The following is an 18,985-nucleotide window of genomic DNA, read 5'->3' as shown; positions in this document are numbered from 1 at the left end:
CTGATCGCCGGCATGGAACAGATGCCCTCCTGCCGCCGCAGGACCAGCCACGGTCAGGACTGCGGCCGCAGCGGCGCGCCCTCGCGGACGCCGTCGACCTTCACGGCCAGCCGTTTGATCTTGTCGTAAAGCGTCTGCTTCGGAATGCTCAGCAGCGCCGCAGTCGCCGGCACGTCGCCGAGCTTGCGGCGCAACGCATCCTCGATGATCGAGCGCTCGATGTTCTCCAGCTGCCGTGGCAGCGACAGCTCCGAGGCCGCGGCGCCCGAGCGGTCGAGGACCTTGCGGTCGAGCACACCGAGCACGAAGCGGTCGGCGACGTTGCGCAGCTCGCGCACGTTGCCCGGCCATGAGTAGCCGAGCAGCAGCGACATGGTCTGCTCGTTCACGATCGGCGCGTCGCGCTCGAACCGCTTGGCAGCCTCGAGGGTGAAGTGCTCGAACAGGATCGGGATGTCCTCGCGGCGTTCGCGCAACGGAGGCAGCTCGATGAACGCGACGCCGAGACGATAATACAGATCGGCGCGGAACAGCTTCTGCTCGCTGAGCTCGAACAGATTGGCCTTGCTGGCCGCCACCACGCGGCAATCCACCGCCACAGGCTTGTTGGAGCCGACGCGCTCGACCGAGCGGTCCTGCAACGCCCGCAGCAGCTTCACCTGCACGCTGAGCGGCATGCTCTCGATTTCGTCGAGGAACAGCGTGCCGCCATGGGCATATTCGATCTTGCCGATCCGCTGCTTGGTCGCGCCGGTGAAGGCGCCGGCCTCGTGGCCGAACAATTCGCTCTCGACCAGCGACTCCGGCAGGCCGCCGCAATTCACCGCGACATAGTTGCCGCCGCGCCGGGCGCTGTGAGCGTGCAGGCAGCGGGCGACGACGTCCTTGCCGGTGCCGGTCTCGCCATAGATCGTCACGTCGACATTGGTCGAGGCCAGGGTCGAGACCAGGCGGCGCACCTCCTGGATCTGCGGCGAGCGCCCGAGCAGGCTCGCCTCGATGCCCTGGCGGTCGGCGAGCGCCGAGCGCAGCGCGCGGACTTCGAGCGTCAGGCGGCGCTTGTCGAGCGCGCGGCGAACGACGGAGACGAGTTGCTCCGACGAGCACGGCTTCTCGATGAAGTCATAGGCGCCGTTGCGCATCGCTTCCACGGCCATCGAGATATCGCCGTGTCCGGTGACCAGGATGACCGGCAGGTCCGGATCGAGCCGGTGCAGCTCGGACAGCCACTCGGTGCCGCTCTTGCCGCGCAGCCGCACGTCGGAGACCACCACGAACGGCATATCGGCGCGAACGGTCGTGCCTGCGGCTTCGGCGGAGGCGAACGGCGTGACCGAGAGCCCGGCGAGCTGCAGCGCCTGGACGGCGCCGATGCGGACATCCTCGTCGTCCTCGACATAGATCACGCCGACCGGTTGCTCAGGAGTCATGCGGGAACCTCTTCAATCGGCAAGCGGCAGCAGCACAATGAACTCGGCGCCGGACGGCTCGAGATTCCGCGCCCGCAGCTCGCCGCCGAACGACCGCGCGATGTGATTGGCGATCACGAGCCCAAGTCCGAGACCCTTGCCGGCCGGCTTGGTCGTCACGAAGGGCTCGAAGAGGCGCGGCAGGACATCGGCGGCGATCGCCGGGCCGCTGTTGGCGATGGTGATGCGGCACTGCCCCTCCTCACGCACGGCGCGGATGTGGATGGACTTCCGCGCGGCGCCCTCGACGGCATCGAGCGCGTTGGCGATGATGTTGCAGAGCAGTTGCTCGAGCCGGATCTGATCGGCCCTGACATGAAGCTCGGGCGCGAGATCGATGGTCACGTCGACATTGCCGTCCTTCACCCGCGCGCCGAGGATCTTGAGCGTCTCGGACAGCGCCTGCTCGACCGAGACGGCGTCGAGCGGCGCGTTCGATTTGTAGGCGAACACGCGCAGCTGGCCGGTCAGGCGCGCCAGACGGCGGACCAACTCGCCGATGCGGATGAGATTGCCGCGGGCCTCGCCGATCATGCCGCGATCGACGAATTGCACGGCGTTGTCGGAGGCGGTCTGCAGCGCCGCCAGCGGCTGGTTGATCTCGTGCACCATGCCGGCCGACATCTGGCCGAGCACGGCGAGCTTGCCGGCATGGACGAGTTCGTCCTGCGCGGCGCGCAATTCGGCGGTGCGCTCCTGCACCCGCATTTCCAGCCTGTCATTGGCGGCCTGCAGCGCGGCCTGGCTCGCCAGCCGCTGCCGGATCTCGCGGCGTCGCTGCGCCAGCAGGCCGAACGCCAGCAGCGCCACGATGCTGGCGAGACCCGAGAGCGTGCCGATGATCAAGGCCGTTCGCCGGATCGGCGCCTCGTCGTCGAGCAGCAGCAGCTGCCATTGCCGCCCGTTGAGCGGACGCTCGTCGACGCTGTAGACCGCGCCGCGCTCGGTCGCGACCTGGCCGCCGCGATCGGTCCTCTCCATGAAGCTCCAGCCGAGCGGCGCGAGGCTGGAGCTGCCATAGGGCTTGGACGTCGCGATCTCCTCGAGCGCGTCGACCGAGAGCGGCGTCAGCGGGCGGAAGCGCCATTCCTCGCGCGAGGCGAGAATGGTGACGCCGCGGGCGTCGACCAGCAGCATGTCGGCACCGCGGTTGCGCCATTCGCGCTCGAAGGCATCGAGATTGACCTTGACGACGGCGACACCGATCGTCCGTCCCTCTTGCTTGACGGCATAGGACAGGTAATAGCCGGCGCGCGCGCTGGTGATGCCGATGCCGAAGAACACGCCGCGACCGGTCGCCAGCGCCTGGCGCATATAGGGGCGGTAGGACAGGTTGCTACCGACCGGCGTCCCCGGCTGATCGAAGTCGGCGGCGGCGATCGCATCACCGGCGACGGTGAGGACATAGAGGTTGTCGGCGCCGGCCAGCAGATTGATCGACTTCAGATGCAGGCTGACGCTCTGCTGCAGCGCGCGATCGTCCGGCGTGCCGAGCAGCCGGAAGACATCGGGCGAGGTCTCCAGCAGCGAGGGCAGATATTCGAAGCGCGAGAGGTAGCCGTCGAGCTGCGCGGCCTCGACCGCCAGCCGCTGCTGGGCCGCGGCGTGCCGCTGATCGAGCCCGCGGGAAAAGGCAATGGCATAGCCGAGCCATGCCGCGACGCCGACCAGCGCAGCCGCCATCACTCCGCGAGCGACCCAGCCCACGCGCCTGCGGACCACCGCGGTGACGTCGGGATGTCCCTCGAGGCCGATCCGGAATGGAAGGTCCGTCATTCCCTTTTCCAGGCCCATCACGTTCCAGGCCCATCACTTCCCAGGCCCGTGTACCGGGCCGCGGCTGCCGTATCCGTAATTGTGCTGCAAGTCTAAGGTCTTGCCGGGCAATAGGCGACAACAAAATCGGCCGGGCCGACGCCAAGGCGCCCTCGTCAGTGCAGCTTGACGTGCGGCTCGGTGCGGCGGGTGATCAGGCGCGCCAGCGTGTCCAGCGACACCTTCGCGAGCCCGTGCAGCGCGTATTCGTGCATCTTGTAGAGCGACAGATACATCATCCGCGCGAACAGGCCTTCGAACACCAGATTGCCGCCGACCAGCGCGCCCATCATCGAGCCGACCGTGCTGAACTCGCCGAGTGACACCAGCGAGCCGAAATCGTGATAGCGGTAGTCCGCCAGCGGCTCGCCTCTGACGAAGCGCGGAATCTGCTTGTAGAGATGCGACGCCTGCTGATGCGCCGCCTGCGCCCGCGGCGGCACGTTGCCGCGCTCGTCCCAGGAGCAGGCCGAACAGTCGCCGATCGCGAAGACGCGTTCGTCGCGCGTGGTCTGCAGGGTCTGCCTGACCACGAGCTGGTTGATGCGGTTGGTCTCCAGGCCCGCAATGTCCTTCAGGAAGTCGGGCGCCTTGACGCCCGCGGCCCAGACGATCAACTCGGCCGGGATGACACGGCCGTCGACAAGGCTGACCTTGTCGGCGCCGACCTCGGCGACCTTGGCGCCAACCAGGACCTCGACGCCGAGCTTTGCGAGCAGCTTCTCGGTCTCGCGCGAGACCCGCTCAGGCAATGCCGGCAACACCCGGCCCGCGGCCTCGATCAGCGTGATCCTGATGTCCTTCTCGGCGTCGACCTGGTCGAGACCATAAGCCACCACCTCCCGCGTCGTCCGATGCAGCTCCGCGGCCAACTCGACCCCCGTGGCCCCCGCCCCGATGATCGCGACCTTGAGCTGATGCGCGGCGATCGGCGACGACTGCGAATGGACGCGGATGCAGGCGTTGACCATGCGCTCGTGGAAGCGCCTGGCGTCGCGCTGCGACTCCAGCTTGATGGCGTGATCGACCACGCCCGGCGTGCCGAAATCGTTGTTCTGGCTGCCGATGGAAATGACGAGCACGTCATAGAGGATGGTCCGCTGCGGCGTGACCTCGCGCCCCTCGGCGTCGAGGTAGGGCGCCACCAGCACCTCGCGCTTGTCGCGATCGAGCCCGATCATGTCGCCGATGCGGTAGTGGAAGCCGTGCCAATAGGCCTGGGCGAGATAGTCGACCTCGTGCGCGGAGATGTCCATGCTGCCGGCCGCGATCTCGTGCAGCTTCGGCTTCCAGACATGGGTGCGGTTGCGCTCGACCAGCGTGACGTCGAGCTTGCCCTTGCGGCCGTATCTGTCTCCGAGACGGGTCGCGAGCTCCAAGCCGCCGGCGCCACCGCCGACGATCACGATGCGAGGAACACCAGACTGCGCAACGGCCATCATCCAATCTCCCCGAGGGTGACCGCGGCGCGACGGAATGACTGCGATGTCACTCCGGCTGCGTCATCACTTCGGCACCGCCGCCCCAGCCAGCGCGACCATGTTCACGATACGCCGTATCGTCGCGATGGTCAGACCATGCCGGCCTTGCGGCACCAGGCAGGATGCCTCCACGGTAAACCCCTGCCTGCCGCCACCTTAGCAGATTATCCGAGATGTTGGCGGCATCGCGATTGGGCAGGGCCGCGGCCGGCGCTACCGACGCTGGAATGCGACAGCAGCGCCCACCGCGACCGCAGGCCTATCCCGTCGTGACTGCGACTTCGACATCGGCCGGATCGATATCGCGATCGAGCGCGATGCGCAGCTTGTCGCGATCGAGCTCGCCTTCCCACCACGCCACGATCACGCAGGCGACGCCGTTGCCGCACAGATTGGTCAGTGCGCGGCACTCGCTCATGAACTTGTCGATGCCGAGCACGATCGCCATGCCCGGAACGAGCTCCGGCCGCACGGCCGCAAGCGTTCCGGCCAGGGTGATGAAGCCGGCGCCGGTGATGCCCGAGGCGCCCTTCGAGGTCAGCATCGCGACCAGCAGGATCGTGATCTGCTCGCCGAAGGAGAGGTGAACGTTCATCGCCTGCGCGATGAACAGCGTCGCCAGCGTCATGTAGATGTTGGTGCCGTCGAGATTGAACGAGTAGCCGGTCGGAACCACCAGGCCGACGACCGGCTTGGAACAGCCGAGCCGCTCCAGCTTCTCCATCATCTGCGGCAGCGCGCTCTCGGATGACGAGGTGCCGAGCACGATCAGCAGCTCGTCCTTGATGTATTTGAGGAACTTGAAGATCGAGAATCCGGCGATGCGGGCGATGATGCCGAGCACGATCACGACGAAAGCGAGTGACGTGAGATAGAAGGTCGCGATCAGGCCGGCGAGGTTGCCGAGCGCCTGCGGCCCGTAGCGACCGATGGTGAAGGCCATGGCGCCGAAGGCACCGATCGGAGCGGCCTTCACCACGAGGGCGATGACGCCGAAGATCGCGTGCGCGGCGTCGTCGATGAAGGCGCGCATCGTGTGGCCGCGCTCACCGAGCGTCATCAGGGCGATGCCGAACAGGATCGAGAACAGCAGCACCTGCAGGATATCGCCCTGCGCGAACGCTCCGACCACCGTGTCCGGGATGATGTGAAGCACGAAGTCGACCGACTTCATCTCGCTCGCCTGCTTGGCGTAGTTGGCGACGGCGGCGGTGCCGGCGTTGCTCTGGCCCTGGAACCCTGCCCCCGGCTGAATGAAATTGCCGACGATGAGCCCGAGCGCAAGCGCGAAGGTCGAGACGATCTCGAAATAGATCAGCGCCTTGACGGCAACGCGCCCGACCTTCTTGACCTCGGAGACGTGCGCGATGCCCGACACGACGGTGCAGAAGATGACCGGCGCGATCACCATCTTGATCAGCTTGACGAAGCCGTCGCCCAGCGCCTTGATCCATTCGTTCTTGCCGAGCTCGGGCCAGAGCCAGCCGACGATGACACCGAGCACGATCGCGAACAGGACCTGCACATAGAGGACCCGGTAGAACGGCTTCTGCGGTGGTGCCGCGGCCGCTGTGGTGGTTGCAGACATCGTATCTTCTCTCCCTGATCTTACTCGGTCTATCTCTCTGGTCTGCCTATGACCCGCTTCCGCGCCGGCTCCATTGCATGCCGGAGCAACGTCATGCGTCCGGACGCGGGCCGGGCCGGGGGGCGGACCCGCGAAGCTGCGCAGGCGGAATCGCCTGTCGCCGGATCTCAGGTGAGGGATGGGCTGTGGGCTGGCATCCGGACGTCCCTCGCATCTGTTGTTCTGGAGCTGGCGCTCGTTTGGCGGCTCATTAAGCAGCAATCGTGCCAGCGGAGCGGCGCAGCATGGGGCGCCTGCATGTCCTTCAGTTTGCTACGATTTGTGAACCATCACGCGGCGGGCGGTCAAGGCACAGCGCGCGGTTTGTCTGGACTTCCGGAATTTTGCCATCGCAGGCACCCGAAACATCGGACGTACCGGCGACATTGTCCCACGGGCGATATCCAGCCCTGCCTGTCGGGCGCTCGACCTGGCTGGGGCGGGAGGGACCTAAGCTAGAAGCACGAACCTTCTAAGTTATTGAACTATATTAGATTCTTAGAACATCAGTGTCTAGTGGCACATTCACGTGGAGCAGCTGTGGAAAGCCGTATTCACGCCTATTGAGCCTATACTTGACCCATCCCATCTTACTGTCGGCATTGGTTGGAGGAATCGATTTTGGGGAAGAAGCGAGAAGTCAAAGGGCTTAAGCCTTGGATCGAGACCTTTTCTCCCAGACCTCGTCCGAACGTATCCCTTTTGGACGTAGAGGGCATCATCAACAAAACCATCAATGGAAGCAAGAAGCTGAAGGTTCGGCAAGGCACTGACCTTGCGATGCTTGCCTACGAACTTCACCGCTGCAGGTTCTATTACTACACCTGGGACCATTTTAAGAAGCGCGCAGCCAAAGCCGAAAAGGTCGCGGAGGAGCAAAAGGCTGCCATCATGGCCGTAATCAATTTGCCCGACGAGATCGTCACGATGGAGCTAAAGCAGCTCCTTCGGGGCGCTATCTCCAACGCCGACAAGAAGACCAAGGAGCAAGATTTTTCCAACCCCGGTAGCGCCATGGAATGGATCGTTGGCAAATATCTTAGTGCCATCTTTGAGCGAACTTTTGAACGCGAGGCCGGCTTTTCGCACCACGGCACGACGCGAGAGGCAACCGGCCCGTTCGTCCGCTTTGTCGTCGCAACGATGGCTGCCACCGGGCTGCGCTACAAGGCCGCGAGTGTCAAAACCGCGCTAGACCGCATCGCTGAAATCGAAGAGATTCTGCATGGGTCACGACCGAACCATCGCGTGACCCACGTGACCGGCTAGGTCGCTCCAGCCATGTTCGCTCTGTCGCAAATCGATAGACAAGGGCTTTCATGGCAAACGCAGATGACAATTCGGAACGGCATGAACTGACGCCGGCCGGCGTTCACATCGGCCATAATTCCGCGAATGCGGAAAATGACCCGGCCGAGACAATTCTCGAACTGGAGCGCATCGCCGACCAAGCGGTCAAGCGCTGCGTGCAGGTGACAATCTCCTGCGCCAGCCAGTCCGCGATCGCCAACTCCACGGGGATCGTCGCGACCTACGCTTGGCTGCTCGCCATCATCAAGACGATGGGCCTGGCGGAGTTCTACCTCCGGCATGGTATCGAGATCCACGGGAACACGAAAAATCCGTTTCAGGGTGCGGTTGCATATCTCCTCCGCCACCAGGATGGAATCTTCACCCGTCAGATGGTCTGGCGCTGGGCGGCCGTGATCTACGTGGCGGTCAAGACCGAGGTCTCGTTGCATGCGATGCCGGATTGGATCGCCGCGCACGGGATCGACAAAATCGCTGCCGATTATAAGCGCATCCGCAACGGTGATGCTCCCGCTCACGCTGTGACGGACCAGGTTCTCGCCGCCAGCATCTGCGTCGAAAAGAGCGAGGCGACCAGGATCCCCGCTACGCCCCTCAGCGCCAACCTCAAAAATTTGAGGGTGTTCATCGTGGACTGTCAGCCCGACGTCAACGAATGGCACGTCAGGGCCGTGCTCCGCCACAATGATGAACAGGTGGAGAAGCTCATGGCCGCCGATGCCCGTAACCGCCTGAAGTTGGGCAGGTAGTCAACCAATCACCTAACGAATGCCCGGTGGCCGGAAGGCCGCCGGGCTTCCGCAGCAGATGTGTCACTGAGATTCCGCCAATGCAGAACATGACCACAATCGAAGCCGCAAATCTGATCCGTTGTCACTATGGCCAGCGCCCGAACGGCGAGGCGCCGCCACGGAAGATGCACTTGATCGCGAGAGCATACGAAGTCCTTGGCCCCTTTATCGTGGACTATCTTTACGCTCTGGCTTGCGGGGATCGTCCCATTCCGCGCCCCCAACCCGGTCAGGACGATGGCGCATACAAACGTTTTCTTCATGAATTGATGCTGAGCGACGAAGGGGGCTGGCGCGGTGGAGTCGAAACACCGGGAGCAGAGCTGGCTGTCGTTACGGACGCGAGCTGGCTTTTCTGCATCTCGGCTGCCGGTGAACGGGGATTGCCCGAACCCACCTCCGTTGCCTCCATCGAAGTGCCACCTCAAAAAGCGATTCGCGGCAGCCGCCTCCACATTTTCGATCGGAGGACCAAGTGCCCCGTGTACAACGCGGTGGTCGGCATGGGAGCCGATGCCCGCGCGGTCCGCGTTCGTCGGAAGAGCGGCGAAATCTCGCATCGCACGATCTACCTCTCAGGTTGGGGTCTTGGTGCCGGCTGGGTCGGCCTCTTCCCGGGTCACGACGCCGAGCAAGGCGGCCCTCCGGATCTCGGCCTGCGGCCCGGACACCCGATTCGCTAAAGCGACACTCAGCCCGCCCGACAAATTGAAGGGAAGCTCAAAAAGCGATGGCGAGCCAAGGAAAGTCGAAGCGAAGCATAAAGAAAGCCGAAGCCAGCGGTGGCGGTAGCACGTTGTACTACCGCCAGACTGCCAAGGGCGAGCCCTGTGGAACCCATGAAAAGTCCTCGCACTAGACCGATCAGCATCAGACTGAACGAGCAAGAACGGACTTCGCTCGAAAACGCAGCGCGTGACGCCGGCATCGGGCCGAGCAGCCTGGTGCGAATGACTGTGATTAAAACGTTGGGTCTAGTGCCCGTTCCTGTGCCACCACAAAAGCGGCAGCCGCGAGAGGGAGCCCGGGATCTAGCGAAATTTCTCAGCGAGCTCGGGCGAATTGGAAACAATATCAATCAAATTGCCCGAGCCCTCAATGCCGGTTGGGACGCTGACCCCGCCGACCTTCGCAGGGCTGCAGCAGAACTGACGCGGCTGCGCGCGGCGATCTTGCAAGAGCCCGGTGCCGAGTGACGATCATCACCGTAAGCAAGCACGGCCGCACCCGGGTCGATTGTAACAACCTCGCCGCCCACCTCCTGAAGCTTGAGAACGTATATGTGGCGATTGCAGAAATTGGCAATTCTGCAGCTAGCGATGTTCGCGGCGTCATTGAGGACATGGAGATCGCGCGCGACGCGAGCACATCGTCGGCATGCTTACATCATTTTTCGATCAACCCGGCCACTCCCTTTACCGACGAGGCTCTGGTAGCCGCCGCGCACCGCGTCCGCCTAGAATTTGATAAGGCAGGTACCCGGCCCTATCTTATCCTGGTGCACGAGAAAGCATGGATCGGAAACGAGCCAGCACGCGGGAAAGAGAGGAAGTGGGACGGAAACGAGAAAGTTCGCAGACATGCTCATCTGGTGCTCGGACATGTCGCAGACGGCGTCGCCCTTAAAGACAAATTTTCGAAAATCAGAACTGAAAAAATAGCAAGGCAAATCGAATTCGACGCGGGCGAACCGCCAACTTTAGGGCGTCACCATAAAGCGGTAATCGCCGAACTGGAAAAGACTGCGCCCGCCACTGCAGCCTGGCTACGCAGCGCATTCGGTCACAACCCAGCCAAGCCAAACTCATCTATGGGGAGCAACAGCCGCCAGCGAGCAAAGCGTTCCGGCGTCTCACTCCCCGCTGTCCGCGAGAAAATACGAAGCCTGTGGTCCGCATCGACGGATAAGTCGGCCTTCATCCGTGAGATGATGGCCTCCTCGCTTCATGTTCTGCCGGGTCAACGGAAGGGTGTCTGGATAGTACAAAATCAAGGCACTACGCTGGGAGCGCTGGATCGGCTTCTGGGTCTAAAACGCGAAGAAGTGCGCAAACTGATGGAGACTCTCGATGAGGAAAGCAAGCGGTCGATTCGACAGCGACATGCCAGCGAGTGTAGCGCAGGCCAGAGAGCTGTGGGAGCAGGCGCAAAGGCTTTCAGCGCAGATCAGCGAGCTACAGCCGCTCCTGGCACTTCTCGAGCCCCCGGAGATCGACAGCGAGAACGATCCGGTGGCGAAAATGCTCTCGTTGTTGGAAGGGATCTCGGCCTCGCAACGGTCGCTTGGCGTGATCCTACAACGTTGCGATCAAAAGCTTACACGCCTCATCGAATTTCTCACCGCAAGGGATTGATCCTGCTGCGCGCGGCTTCCCTGGCGCGCGTAATGGCTATCATCGCGGCTCACGCGCGACATCAAGCCTGGTTAGTGCCTAACGAAATAGAAGTGCCCAGTTTAACAAACCCTTGGGCAACCGACATTTGGGGCATCCCAATACAGCCTCGTCGCCCGCGGTGACGTGGCACCCGCCGAAGCGCTACGCGTTGTCGTTTGGCAGATCTCCCAACCCTCACGCAGCCGAGCTGAACAAACGGCTCGTACGGGCCCTAAGGTCGACGATCAAGGTCCCAGGGGTTTCGACGAAGTCGCGGCCACCTCAAGAGGACGGCTGACGGCCGTTCTAAATTCGCGCCAAAACGAATTGCTTCCAAGAAAACGGCATAACAATTCTCTCCAAAAAGGCGAGAATCCGCTATAGCAATTCCGCGTTGGCTTGCGAGCATTTCGCCCGCTAGGATGGCGCAACGCGTCATGGCGAAATTGGTAGACGCGGCGGACTTAGACGAAGGTTGAATGCCCCCGGCAAGCCGGCGAAAGCTGCAGCGGTACGAAATCCCTCGGCTCGCAAGAGCTAACCCGGCTCAAGTCCGCCCGCCCGCCCCAATTCTCCGTGCCGCGACCAGGAAGCCCAATTTGCCAGGAGACTATTCGTGAGCGATGCGCCTCTTACCTTAAGAAGCCTAACGGCAAAGGAGGTTGCACAGCCTAAGGGAACGCCCACCCCCAGCTCTGCGAAGGTACTTCATGGGCGTTTGATACCACCGCAACAGCAAATTCTCCTCTACTCTGCCGAAGAGTGGGAGGAGTTCATCCTGGAGTGGGTACACTATCAAAGGACGATCTATAAGAAGGTTGTTCGCCTCTCAGGCGCAAACGATATGGGCATCGATGTTGCCGGGTTCACCGATGACTTAGGGTTTCACGGCGTGTGGGACAATTATCAGTGCAAACACTATGATGATCCTCTCACGCCAAGCACCGCGATTCCTGAAGTCGGCAAAATGCTCTTTCACTCCTTCGAGGGGCAGTTCGTCGCGCCCCGAAAGTATTACTTTATGGCTCCAAAAGATTGCGGAATGAGCCTGAAGAAGTTGCTCCTCAGCGCTCATGATCTAAAGGCCAAACTCATCGAAAAATGGAATGACTGGTGCTCAACAAAGATAACAAGCACCAAGGCCATCCCGTTGGACGGCGCATTTCTCGACCATTTGCAGAAGTTCGACTTCTCGATTTTCACTTTTAAGACCGCCCTGGAGGCAATAGACGATCACAGTCATACGCCATACCACGCTGGACGATTCGGCGGCGGCCTTCCTGATCGTCCAAGCGCAGGTGTTCCGCCGGTCGACCCGGCGCCGGCAGAAAGCCGCTACCTTGAGCAACTGTTCGAGGCCTACAGCGATCACAAGAATTCCGAGATCAAGGTTTTTGCTGACCTCCAGCCTTGGGACACTCTCGCCAAGCACTACAATCGTCAGCGCGAGTTCTTCTATCACGCAGAGTCCCTTCGCAACTTCGCACGTGACACTGTGCCATCCGGCACCTTCGAGGAATTGCAAGACGAGGTTCACGCAGGCGTCGTTGAGATCGAGGCAGCGAACCATGCCGACGGCTTTGATCGCGTAAACGCTGTGACGCAAGCAGCGGCCCAGCTACCGTTAACGGCAAGCGGCCTCATTAGCGTGACAAAAATTCAAGACAAACGAGGCATATGCCATCAACTCGCCAACGAAGATCGCTTACGGTGGAAGAAGTGATTAGTTCCGCACCGAAATTTCCTCCGCCGTTCAACTCTCCCTTGGAGACAGGCATTCGATCGGTTGCCATTCTGGTGGAGGCATACCCGAACTCATTTGACCTACAACACCTTGTCGCCTTCGACTACCTGGTCGTCCATACCGGGGATATTGGGGGCCCTCAAAGCCTTCATCCTGAATTGCCGCTAAGATCAACTGAGTTGCTTGTCAGGCGCGGCTTGGTTGAACGAGGCCTTCTGTTAATGATCAGCCGCAATCTTGTGCAGAGAGAAGCACTCCCTCACGGAATTTATTATAGGGCTGGTGAATTCGCCGAGACTTTCCTGGATAGCTTGACTAGTCCATATCTGCGGGCTCTCCGAGAGCGCGCAACGTGGGTAGGCACAACGTTTGGTACCATGGAACAGGATACATTTAGGCAGACGCTCCGCACCGCGTTTGGACAATGGATAGAAGAGTTTCAGTCCGTTGAAAGAAGTGTGGTGGGCGAACGATGACGACCTTGACCCTTCGCCATCTTTGCCTGACAGGGCCCGACAAAGAACCGGCCTACGTAACGTTTGGCCATGGGCTCAACGTCATTTATGGAGCCTCAGAGACAGGTAAGTCATTTATACTTGAAGCTCTCGATTTTATGCTTGGGTCGGGCACCGAATTACGCGACATACCGGAGCGCGTCGGATACGACCGCATGTTCCTTGGCATCGAAGATGGCGACGGCAATACCGTAACCCTTGAACGCAGCTCAAGCGGTGGCCAATTCAGATGCTATGAAGGTCTTCACTTAAGCGTCCCCCGCGATGTCGAGGCGAATGTCCTGGCCGCGAAGCACAACCCTACCCGCCGAGATAATCTCTCGACTTTCTTGCTCGAAAAGATTGGTCTTTCTGACAAACGGGTTAGGAGAAATGCAAGCGGCGATACGAATAGCCTCAGCTTTCGGAATTTGGCGCATCTTTGTCTGATTTCTGAAGGTGATATTCAGAAGCGAGAATCGCCGATTGAAACGGGCCAATTCACGAGCAAGACCCTGGAAATGTCGGTTTTTAAACTTCTTCTTACCGGCGTCGACGATAGCGCGATTGAACCGATAGACCGAGATCGCACGGAGGGATTGTCCCGTGCGGCCAAGGCAGAGGTCATCGCCGAACTGATTGCCGAGAATCGAACCAAGCTTACCGAGTTGGTCGGCGAGGAAGACAGCGTCACCGAACTCAACGACCAGCTTCTGAGACTGGATGAGACATTGTTGCGCGAGAGGTCTGCGCTTCGGGAGAGCGAGGAAGCGCATCGAGCGGTAATACATAAGCGAAACACGATCAGAAGAAATGTCGAGTACGTGGAATCGCGTCGCGTAGAGATTGACGAGCTCATTGCTCGCTTCAATTTGCTCGATCGTCACTATGAATCTGATTTGTCGAGACTCGATGGCGTCCGCGAAGCTGGCACCCTCCTCGGCGCTCTCAGTAAGCAGGCATGCCCGCTTTGCGGCGCGCTGCCTGAAGCGCAACGACATGACAGCGGGTGTGACGGCGATGTCGATCAGGTGGTCAGCGCGGCTGACGCAGAGGCTCAAAAAATTGGTCTTCTTCGTACGGAGCTACAAGATTCGCTTGCACAGCTGCGTGGCGAAGCAAACCGGTTTGACGAGGTGACGCCACGCCTCTTTGAGGATCTGAAGGAAGTCGATGAAGAGCTCGAAAGAGTGAGTCCCTCTCTTTCGGACCAAAGAGCTGCATATACAGATATTTTCGAAAAGCGCTCAACCGTTCAGAGCGCCTTGAATTTGCTTTCCGCGATTGAGGAGCTTGAGGGTCGTAAGGCTGCGATAGAGGCGCCGCCTGTGCGACGCGAAGATAAGGAAGCATCCTCGGCAGATTTGTCCACAAGCACGCTGGATAGTTTCTCGACCGAACTAGAAGGGATATTGAAGAGCTGGAATTTCCCGGACGCTTCGCGCGTGTACTTCGATAAAGCAAGCCGAGATTTCGTGATTGCAGGGAAACCGCGAGGAGCGCGCGGTAAAGGCATGCGTGCCGTTACGCACGCTGCATTTACCGTTGGACTGCTGGAATTCACTCGCATCAACGAACGCTCTCATCCCGGTTTTGTCGTTCTTGACACCCCGCTCCTGGCATACCGAGAACCCGAGGGTGATGAAGATGACCTTTCCGGCACTGACGTGCAGGATCGCTTCTATGATTATCTTAGAACCATGAAGGACCGGCAGGTGATCGTTCTTGAAAACAACGATCCTCCGGAAAACATCAAGAGACTTCCTCAGACCGTTTTCTTCAGCAAGAACGCGCATCGTGGCCGGTACGGCTTCTTTCCGGTCTAGCCAGGCGAGGCTTTGCCGGGACTTGCGGCTTTGGCCGGATATGCCAACTATCAAGGAGGATCGGCGAACGAGAGCGGAAAAGGCTCTGAGGTCGACCGGCCTGCCCCGCTGACGACGGTCGCACTCAAATCCGAACGCGAGCTGACGTGAGTCCCCGGAGGTTCACGTCTCCGCCACCTGGGGCACGCCGCCCTCTAAATACCGAGTAGCTCCTTCAGCTGAAGTTGAATTGACGCCGAGTCGATGCCGCGCTCTTCGCTCGTCGTCACCAGGGTCCCTGACTCGCCGCCGCCTTCGTCGCTCGGAAGGACGCCCTGCGCCCGATACCAATCCAGCTTGCTTTGCCAGCGGCGGCGATACGCAGGCTCGGCCATCATCCCGAGGTGTTCTAGAAAAATTCTTTGACCAGTTTCGGCGTCGTCGATCGTGAAGTCGGGATAACGGACGCTTCCGTCACGACCGGTAAAGGGCTGCTCGTAAGCATACGGGATTTCAAGCCCGTGAAGTAGATTCGCGATTATTACCTCTGACTTTGATCGGACGAGCTCGCCCCTGGCGGTGCGGTGAATCAATCCGTCTTCAAGGAACTTGCCGACGTATTCGACCGGCCTCGGGTCTCTGAACAGGTTGGTGATTCGGCGGAATGTCTCCGAATGCTCAGCAGATGATAGCTTCAGAAGGGAACGCACGTCGCCTTGATGAAGGATAACCACATGCTCCCGTTGGCGGGTCAGAGCTGTGTAGAGCAATTCTCGGGACAGCAGCCGACACGGATTTGGGACCACCACAAAGGTAACACCGAACTCACTGCCCTGGGCTTTGTGAATGGTTAGCGCATAGGCTAACTCCAGAGGCGCATCGCCTTCGTCGCCGAAATCACGCTCTGCGAACCCGTATTTGAAGCCGAGCTGAGACGAAAACTCGACCTCCATCTTCCAAGGCAAGCCCTTCGGCTTCCAATTTCTTCCCTTGAATTGCCCCACGACGAGTCCGATTTCGCCGTTGGCCAAATAGGGTTTGTCGACCTTGGGATACACGTCGTAGCGTCGCGCATTTGAAATATTGATGACCTTGTCCCCGTACAGAATGCCTTGTGGTCCTAAAGGCTTACACGTCTTACGGTCCCAATGCTTTTCGGGCTCTGCCCAGGCACGAGACTGTCGGCGAAACGATTTCTGCAACCATCGGTTCAGACCGTCGACGCCGGTCTCACCTGCGCGCACCGGCGATAGGATTTGCCAGGATTCGACGTCGACGCCCCCGCCCTTGCGGCGCTCGACGCCTTCCGCGTCTGGCTCATTCCTCGAAAGATTGAAATACACAACATCGTTGTAGAGGCGACCTCCCAAGCTTACTTCAAAGCATGCACTGTCAGCAGCACCGGCTGGGACTTCGCCTTCTGCTATCGTGCGGACTGCAGTCTTGATCTCCGCGAGTAGTTTCGATTGGAGATCAACATCGCTCTCCCATCGGATTGCGCGGATACCGACGGCTTTGCCGGACGCCAGTCGATCCCAAGCTTCATCGGCGCCGGGATCTGGCGCTTCATTTCCAAACCATCGAGAGAGAATGATGTCATCGCGCACGCCGCGAGTGCTCGCGTTCATCTGCTCGGTCTGGCGGCGGACGATCTTCAGTTCGGCATAGCCTCGCGGCCCTTTAGCGGCTTCTTTCGAGCCGCTCGCTGCAACAAATGCGACAATATCGACGAATGGCCGTCCGGCTCCTATTGGCGGCAGTTGTCTGGGATCGCCTACAAGAATCAAACGCTCCACCGCAGTGGTCTCGATAGCATCGAGAGTCGCAGCAAGCTGATCTTCCGTTAACATCGACGATTCATCGATGACCACAGTCTTGAAGCCACGCTCTCGGTTAGGAGCGTCCGTGACGCTGTACCTACCCGTTTCCGGATTGTATCGCCTGAGACCCAACAGGAACTGTGCGAGCGTAAAAGCTTGAGCATTCTTCGCGCGCTTCTGCATCTGGACCCGCGCCTTGCCCGTCGGCGCGAGCAGAAGGACGCCGCCTTCGGCGATAGATGAAAGGGAAAGCAGCGCGGTGAGAAGACTCGTCTTACCGGTGCCTGCCGGTCCGATTAGCACTGAGAATCGCGACCGATAAAGCTCCTCTAGCGCAGCCGCTTTCTCGCGCCGGGCGAGCTCTTCCGTCTCAGGATCTGTCGCTTCGGCAAACGGCGGCAGCTGTTCATCTATTAGCGCGCGCCATTCGTACTCGCCTCCGTGGATCTTACCCGCGAGACGTCGCTTCACGCGGGCAGCAATTAGCTCTCGGGATCGATCGTATTCTTTCAACTGCCAGGCAGGCGCGCCATCTGCCATCTGCGCCGGCGTCAGCCGCTCGTGCAAAGACGTGCCAAATGTCTCCACCCAATCGCTGCTTATGCTGCAACCGGGTACAACGTCTAGATCCCGCACCCTCTGAACGAGCCATGACTGTGGCAAGAGGGTGTGCCCTTGACCGGCCGCTTCGTCGAGCGTTGCCATACATAATGCCCGAACGCGCCGAGGGTCGATGGCCTCAGCGCAACGCGATGGTTCTGGAATCGGCAGGGCTTCCGATACTGTAGCGTCGGGGAAAAGACCGCGATCGACTGTTCTCACCGAAATCGGGTCGATGCGCGGCCTATCGTCCTCGAAGCACCGATATGGATTGGCAATAATCTCCGTATCACTTGCCACAATTCCCGCGCGGGCGCGTTCTTCTGGCACAAACCATCGCGTCGCTTGGTCGGACGAAATCTCGAAGCGCGCAAGTAGCTTCAGCAAAGCGCGCCGTTCTGGCTTAAGGCCGTCCCATAATTTTGCGGCACTTGGACCTATGGTGGATGCGAGGTCGGCCGGCAGCGGCTTTGGATCGTGAAGGATTTTGTCGACCGCCGGCCAGGGATCCCGGACTTCGTTAGAACCATCCGCGTGAAGCCGCTGTCCAATGGCGTGCGCAATCAAAGTCCCATGGGTCAGTCCAAACGCCGTTAGGGCTGAGCCGAGTCCGGGAAACGCCCCTCGAAGGCGCCATAGCCGATTAAGTTGCGCATCAACCCAAGCGCGAGCGATGGGCCAATCGCCCGGCACCAGCTTCTCCAGCTTCTCCAGCAAAGAAGCGCATGAGAGAAGGACAGTGATGGCCTGATCGTGAGTGACATGCTCGGACCCCATCGAGAACGCATCCCGATGCTCATCGGGAGCATGCAGGACCAAGCTCGCCAGATCGACGTTCGGATCCTTTGCCGCAAGTTCGAGCAGATCGTGATAGGGCAGTAGAAAACCGTCGCCAATCGTCGGACGAATGGAATGATGTAGATTACCCTCCCACAAAACACAGCGCATCGCGTCAGACGGCGCATCTTTCTCATAAACGTACTCGACCAGCGGATCGACCTTGAGAACGCGACCAATACCGACAATTACCCGCCTGCCATCTTCAGTCAATGGAGTGCGTTTTGCGTAGAAGAAAACAAGCGATTCTTCCGGGTTGACCGCTCCAAAAAACGTCTCCAGCATCGAAAGCTGGTTGCGGCGTTCCTGCACCCACAACTTGTCGAAGGCGAGATCTGGCTCTAATTCAGGCCTGAAGCCAATCTTGTATTGCTCCGCCTTTGCCGGAATGCCCGTCTCGGCTTCCTTCATCATCCATGCGAAAGGAACCGCAGCCGCGGAATATGCGGGATGATGAAATTGACTCCCCACAAAGTGCTTGTAGAGCGGATCGTGGCTATACGGATGTTTAACGCTGCGCGAATAGCCGAAGGGCGACATGAAAGCGCCCCGCTCCGCAGCGCATGCCGGTAGTCCAACTCCGTCAGTGTTCCAGGCTTTGCCTGCAATCTGGGCTTCGAAATCATCCTCTTTCGTTTCGGCAATCCGAGGGAGGATCAAACAGGACGTATTGCCGCGCGGATTGGTGCACACTTTGCCGGCCCATCGCCCGTCGTGCCACGGCACACGAACGGAAACATGCATTGTCGGCAACTGCCTCGCGCCTTGGATCATAAGCCCCCCTTCACCAAGAAGATTTTCTCATTGAACTGCCGG

The 18,985-nt window shown here is 60.3% G+C and carries 13 protein-coding genes; 8 read left to right on the top strand and 5 right to left on the bottom strand.

Features of this window, described 5'->3' with window-relative positions; all coding sequences use genetic code 11:
- Positions 1-53 precede the first annotated feature (53 nt).
- The 4 genes from QX051_RS12400 to QX051_RS12385 form a co-directional block, all read right to left on the bottom strand.
- A complete protein-coding gene (locus tag QX051_RS12400; protein ID WP_315741099.1) occupies positions 54-1,430 on the bottom strand; it encodes a sigma-54 dependent transcriptional regulator in 1,377 nt (458 codons plus the stop codon).
- Between the two features lie 12 nt (positions 1,431-1,442).
- Positions 1,443-3,245: an ATP-binding protein gene (locus QX051_RS12395; protein WP_315776315.1), complete on the bottom strand. Its 1,803-nt coding sequence runs from the start codon at positions 3,243-3,245 to the stop codon at positions 1,443-1,445.
- A gap of 155 nt (positions 3,246-3,400) precedes the next feature.
- Positions 3,401-4,723 carry an NAD(P)/FAD-dependent oxidoreductase gene (locus tag QX051_RS12390; RefSeq protein ID WP_315776314.1) on the bottom strand — a complete coding sequence of 441 codons (1,323 nt, stop codon included), beginning with the start codon at positions 4,721-4,723 and terminating at the stop codon, positions 3,401-3,403.
- A gap of 301 nt (positions 4,724-5,024) precedes the next feature.
- Positions 5,025-6,353: a dicarboxylate/amino acid:cation symporter gene (locus QX051_RS12385; RefSeq protein WP_315741096.1), complete on the bottom strand. Its 1,329-nt coding sequence runs from the start codon at positions 6,351-6,353 to the stop codon at positions 5,025-5,027.
- Positions 6,354-7,013: 660 nt separating this feature from the next.
- Between QX051_RS12385 and QX051_RS12380 the strand changes: the two genes are divergently transcribed.
- The 8 genes from QX051_RS12380 (at position 7,014) to QX051_RS12350 (ending at position 14,933) form a co-directional block, all read left to right on the top strand.
- Complete coding sequence (locus QX051_RS12380; RefSeq protein WP_315776313.1) at positions 7,014-7,661, top strand: hypothetical protein; 648 nt, start codon at positions 7,014-7,016, stop codon at positions 7,659-7,661.
- 50 nt (positions 7,662-7,711) lie between these two features.
- Positions 7,712-8,452, top strand: coding sequence for a hypothetical protein (locus QX051_RS12375; protein WP_315776312.1), 741 nt, complete (start codon positions 7,712-7,714; stop codon positions 8,450-8,452).
- Positions 8,453-8,532: 80 nt separating this feature from the next.
- Positions 8,533-9,177, top strand: a complete 645-nt coding sequence (locus QX051_RS12370; protein ID WP_315776311.1) for a hypothetical protein — start codon at positions 8,533-8,535, stop codon at positions 9,175-9,177.
- 156 nt (positions 9,178-9,333) lie between these two features.
- Positions 9,334-9,690: a plasmid mobilization protein gene (locus tag QX051_RS29480; protein WP_409998091.1), complete on the top strand. Its 357-nt coding sequence runs from the start codon at positions 9,334-9,336 to the stop codon at positions 9,688-9,690.
- Positions 9,687-11,012, top strand: a complete 1,326-nt coding sequence (locus tag QX051_RS12365; protein ID WP_315776310.1) for a hypothetical protein — start codon at positions 9,687-9,689, stop codon at positions 11,010-11,012. Before QX051_RS29480 ends, QX051_RS12365 begins: the two co-directional genes overlap by 4 nt.
- A gap of 473 nt (positions 11,013-11,485) precedes the next feature.
- Positions 11,486-12,592: an ABC-three component system protein gene (locus QX051_RS12360; protein WP_315776309.1), complete on the top strand. Its 1,107-nt coding sequence runs from the start codon at positions 11,486-11,488 to the stop codon at positions 12,590-12,592.
- A complete protein-coding gene (locus tag QX051_RS12355) occupies positions 12,547-13,089 on the top strand; it encodes an ABC-three component system middle component 2 (RefSeq protein ID WP_315776308.1) in 543 nt (180 codons plus the stop codon). The genes QX051_RS12360 and QX051_RS12355 overlap by 46 nt, the downstream gene beginning before the upstream one ends.
- Positions 13,086-14,933, top strand: a complete 1,848-nt coding sequence (locus QX051_RS12350) for an AAA family ATPase (RefSeq protein WP_315776307.1) — start codon at positions 13,086-13,088, stop codon at positions 14,931-14,933. The genes QX051_RS12355 and QX051_RS12350 overlap by 4 nt, the downstream gene beginning before the upstream one ends.
- Before the next feature lie 194 nt (positions 14,934-15,127).
- Here QX051_RS12350 and QX051_RS12345 read toward each other — a convergent pair whose 3' ends face one another.
- Complete coding sequence (locus QX051_RS12345; RefSeq protein ID WP_315776306.1) at positions 15,128-18,913, bottom strand: ATP-dependent RecD-like DNA helicase; 3,786 nt, start codon at positions 18,911-18,913, stop codon at positions 15,128-15,130.
- Between the last annotated feature and the right edge of the window lie 72 nt (positions 18,914-18,985).

The organism is Bradyrhizobium sp. SZCCHNR1053 (assembly GCF_032381235.1).
Taxonomy (GTDB): domain Bacteria; phylum Pseudomonadota; class Alphaproteobacteria; order Rhizobiales; family Xanthobacteraceae; genus Bradyrhizobium.
Note: the sequence above shows the minus strand (reverse complement) of the source record. Positions and strands in the feature narration are given on the sequence as shown.

Bases quoted from the DNA above. Each gene is read 5' to 3' on its own strand.
- QX051_RS12400 (WP_315741099.1), bottom strand. From the start codon at position 1,430: ATGACTCCTGAGCAACCGGTCGGCGTGATCTATGTCGAGGACGACGAG.
- QX051_RS12395 (WP_315776315.1), bottom strand. From the start codon at position 3,245: ATGACGGACCTTCCATTCCGGATCGGCCTCGAGGGACATCCCGACGTC.
- QX051_RS12390 (WP_315776314.1), bottom strand. From the start codon at position 4,723: ATGGCCGTTGCGCAGTCTGGTGTTCCTCGCATCGTGATCGTCGGCGGT.
- QX051_RS12385 (WP_315741096.1), bottom strand. From the start codon at position 6,353: ATGTCTGCAACCACCACAGCGGCCGCGGCACCACCGCAGAAGCCGTTC.
- QX051_RS12375 (WP_315776312.1), top strand. From the start codon at position 7,712: ATGGCAAACGCAGATGACAATTCGGAACGGCATGAACTGACGCCGGCC.
- QX051_RS12370 (WP_315776311.1), top strand. From the start codon at position 8,533: ATGCAGAACATGACCACAATCGAAGCCGCAAATCTGATCCGTTGTCAC.
- QX051_RS29480 (WP_409998091.1), top strand. From the start codon at position 9,334: ATGAAAAGTCCTCGCACTAGACCGATCAGCATCAGACTGAACGAGCAA.
- QX051_RS12355 (WP_315776308.1), top strand. From the start codon at position 12,547: ATGCCATCAACTCGCCAACGAAGATCGCTTACGGTGGAAGAAGTGATT.
- QX051_RS12350 (WP_315776307.1), top strand. From the start codon at position 13,086: ATGACGACCTTGACCCTTCGCCATCTTTGCCTGACAGGGCCCGACAAA.
- QX051_RS12345 (WP_315776306.1), bottom strand. From the start codon at position 18,913: ATGCATGTTTCCGTTCGTGTGCCGTGGCACGACGGGCGATGGGCCGGC.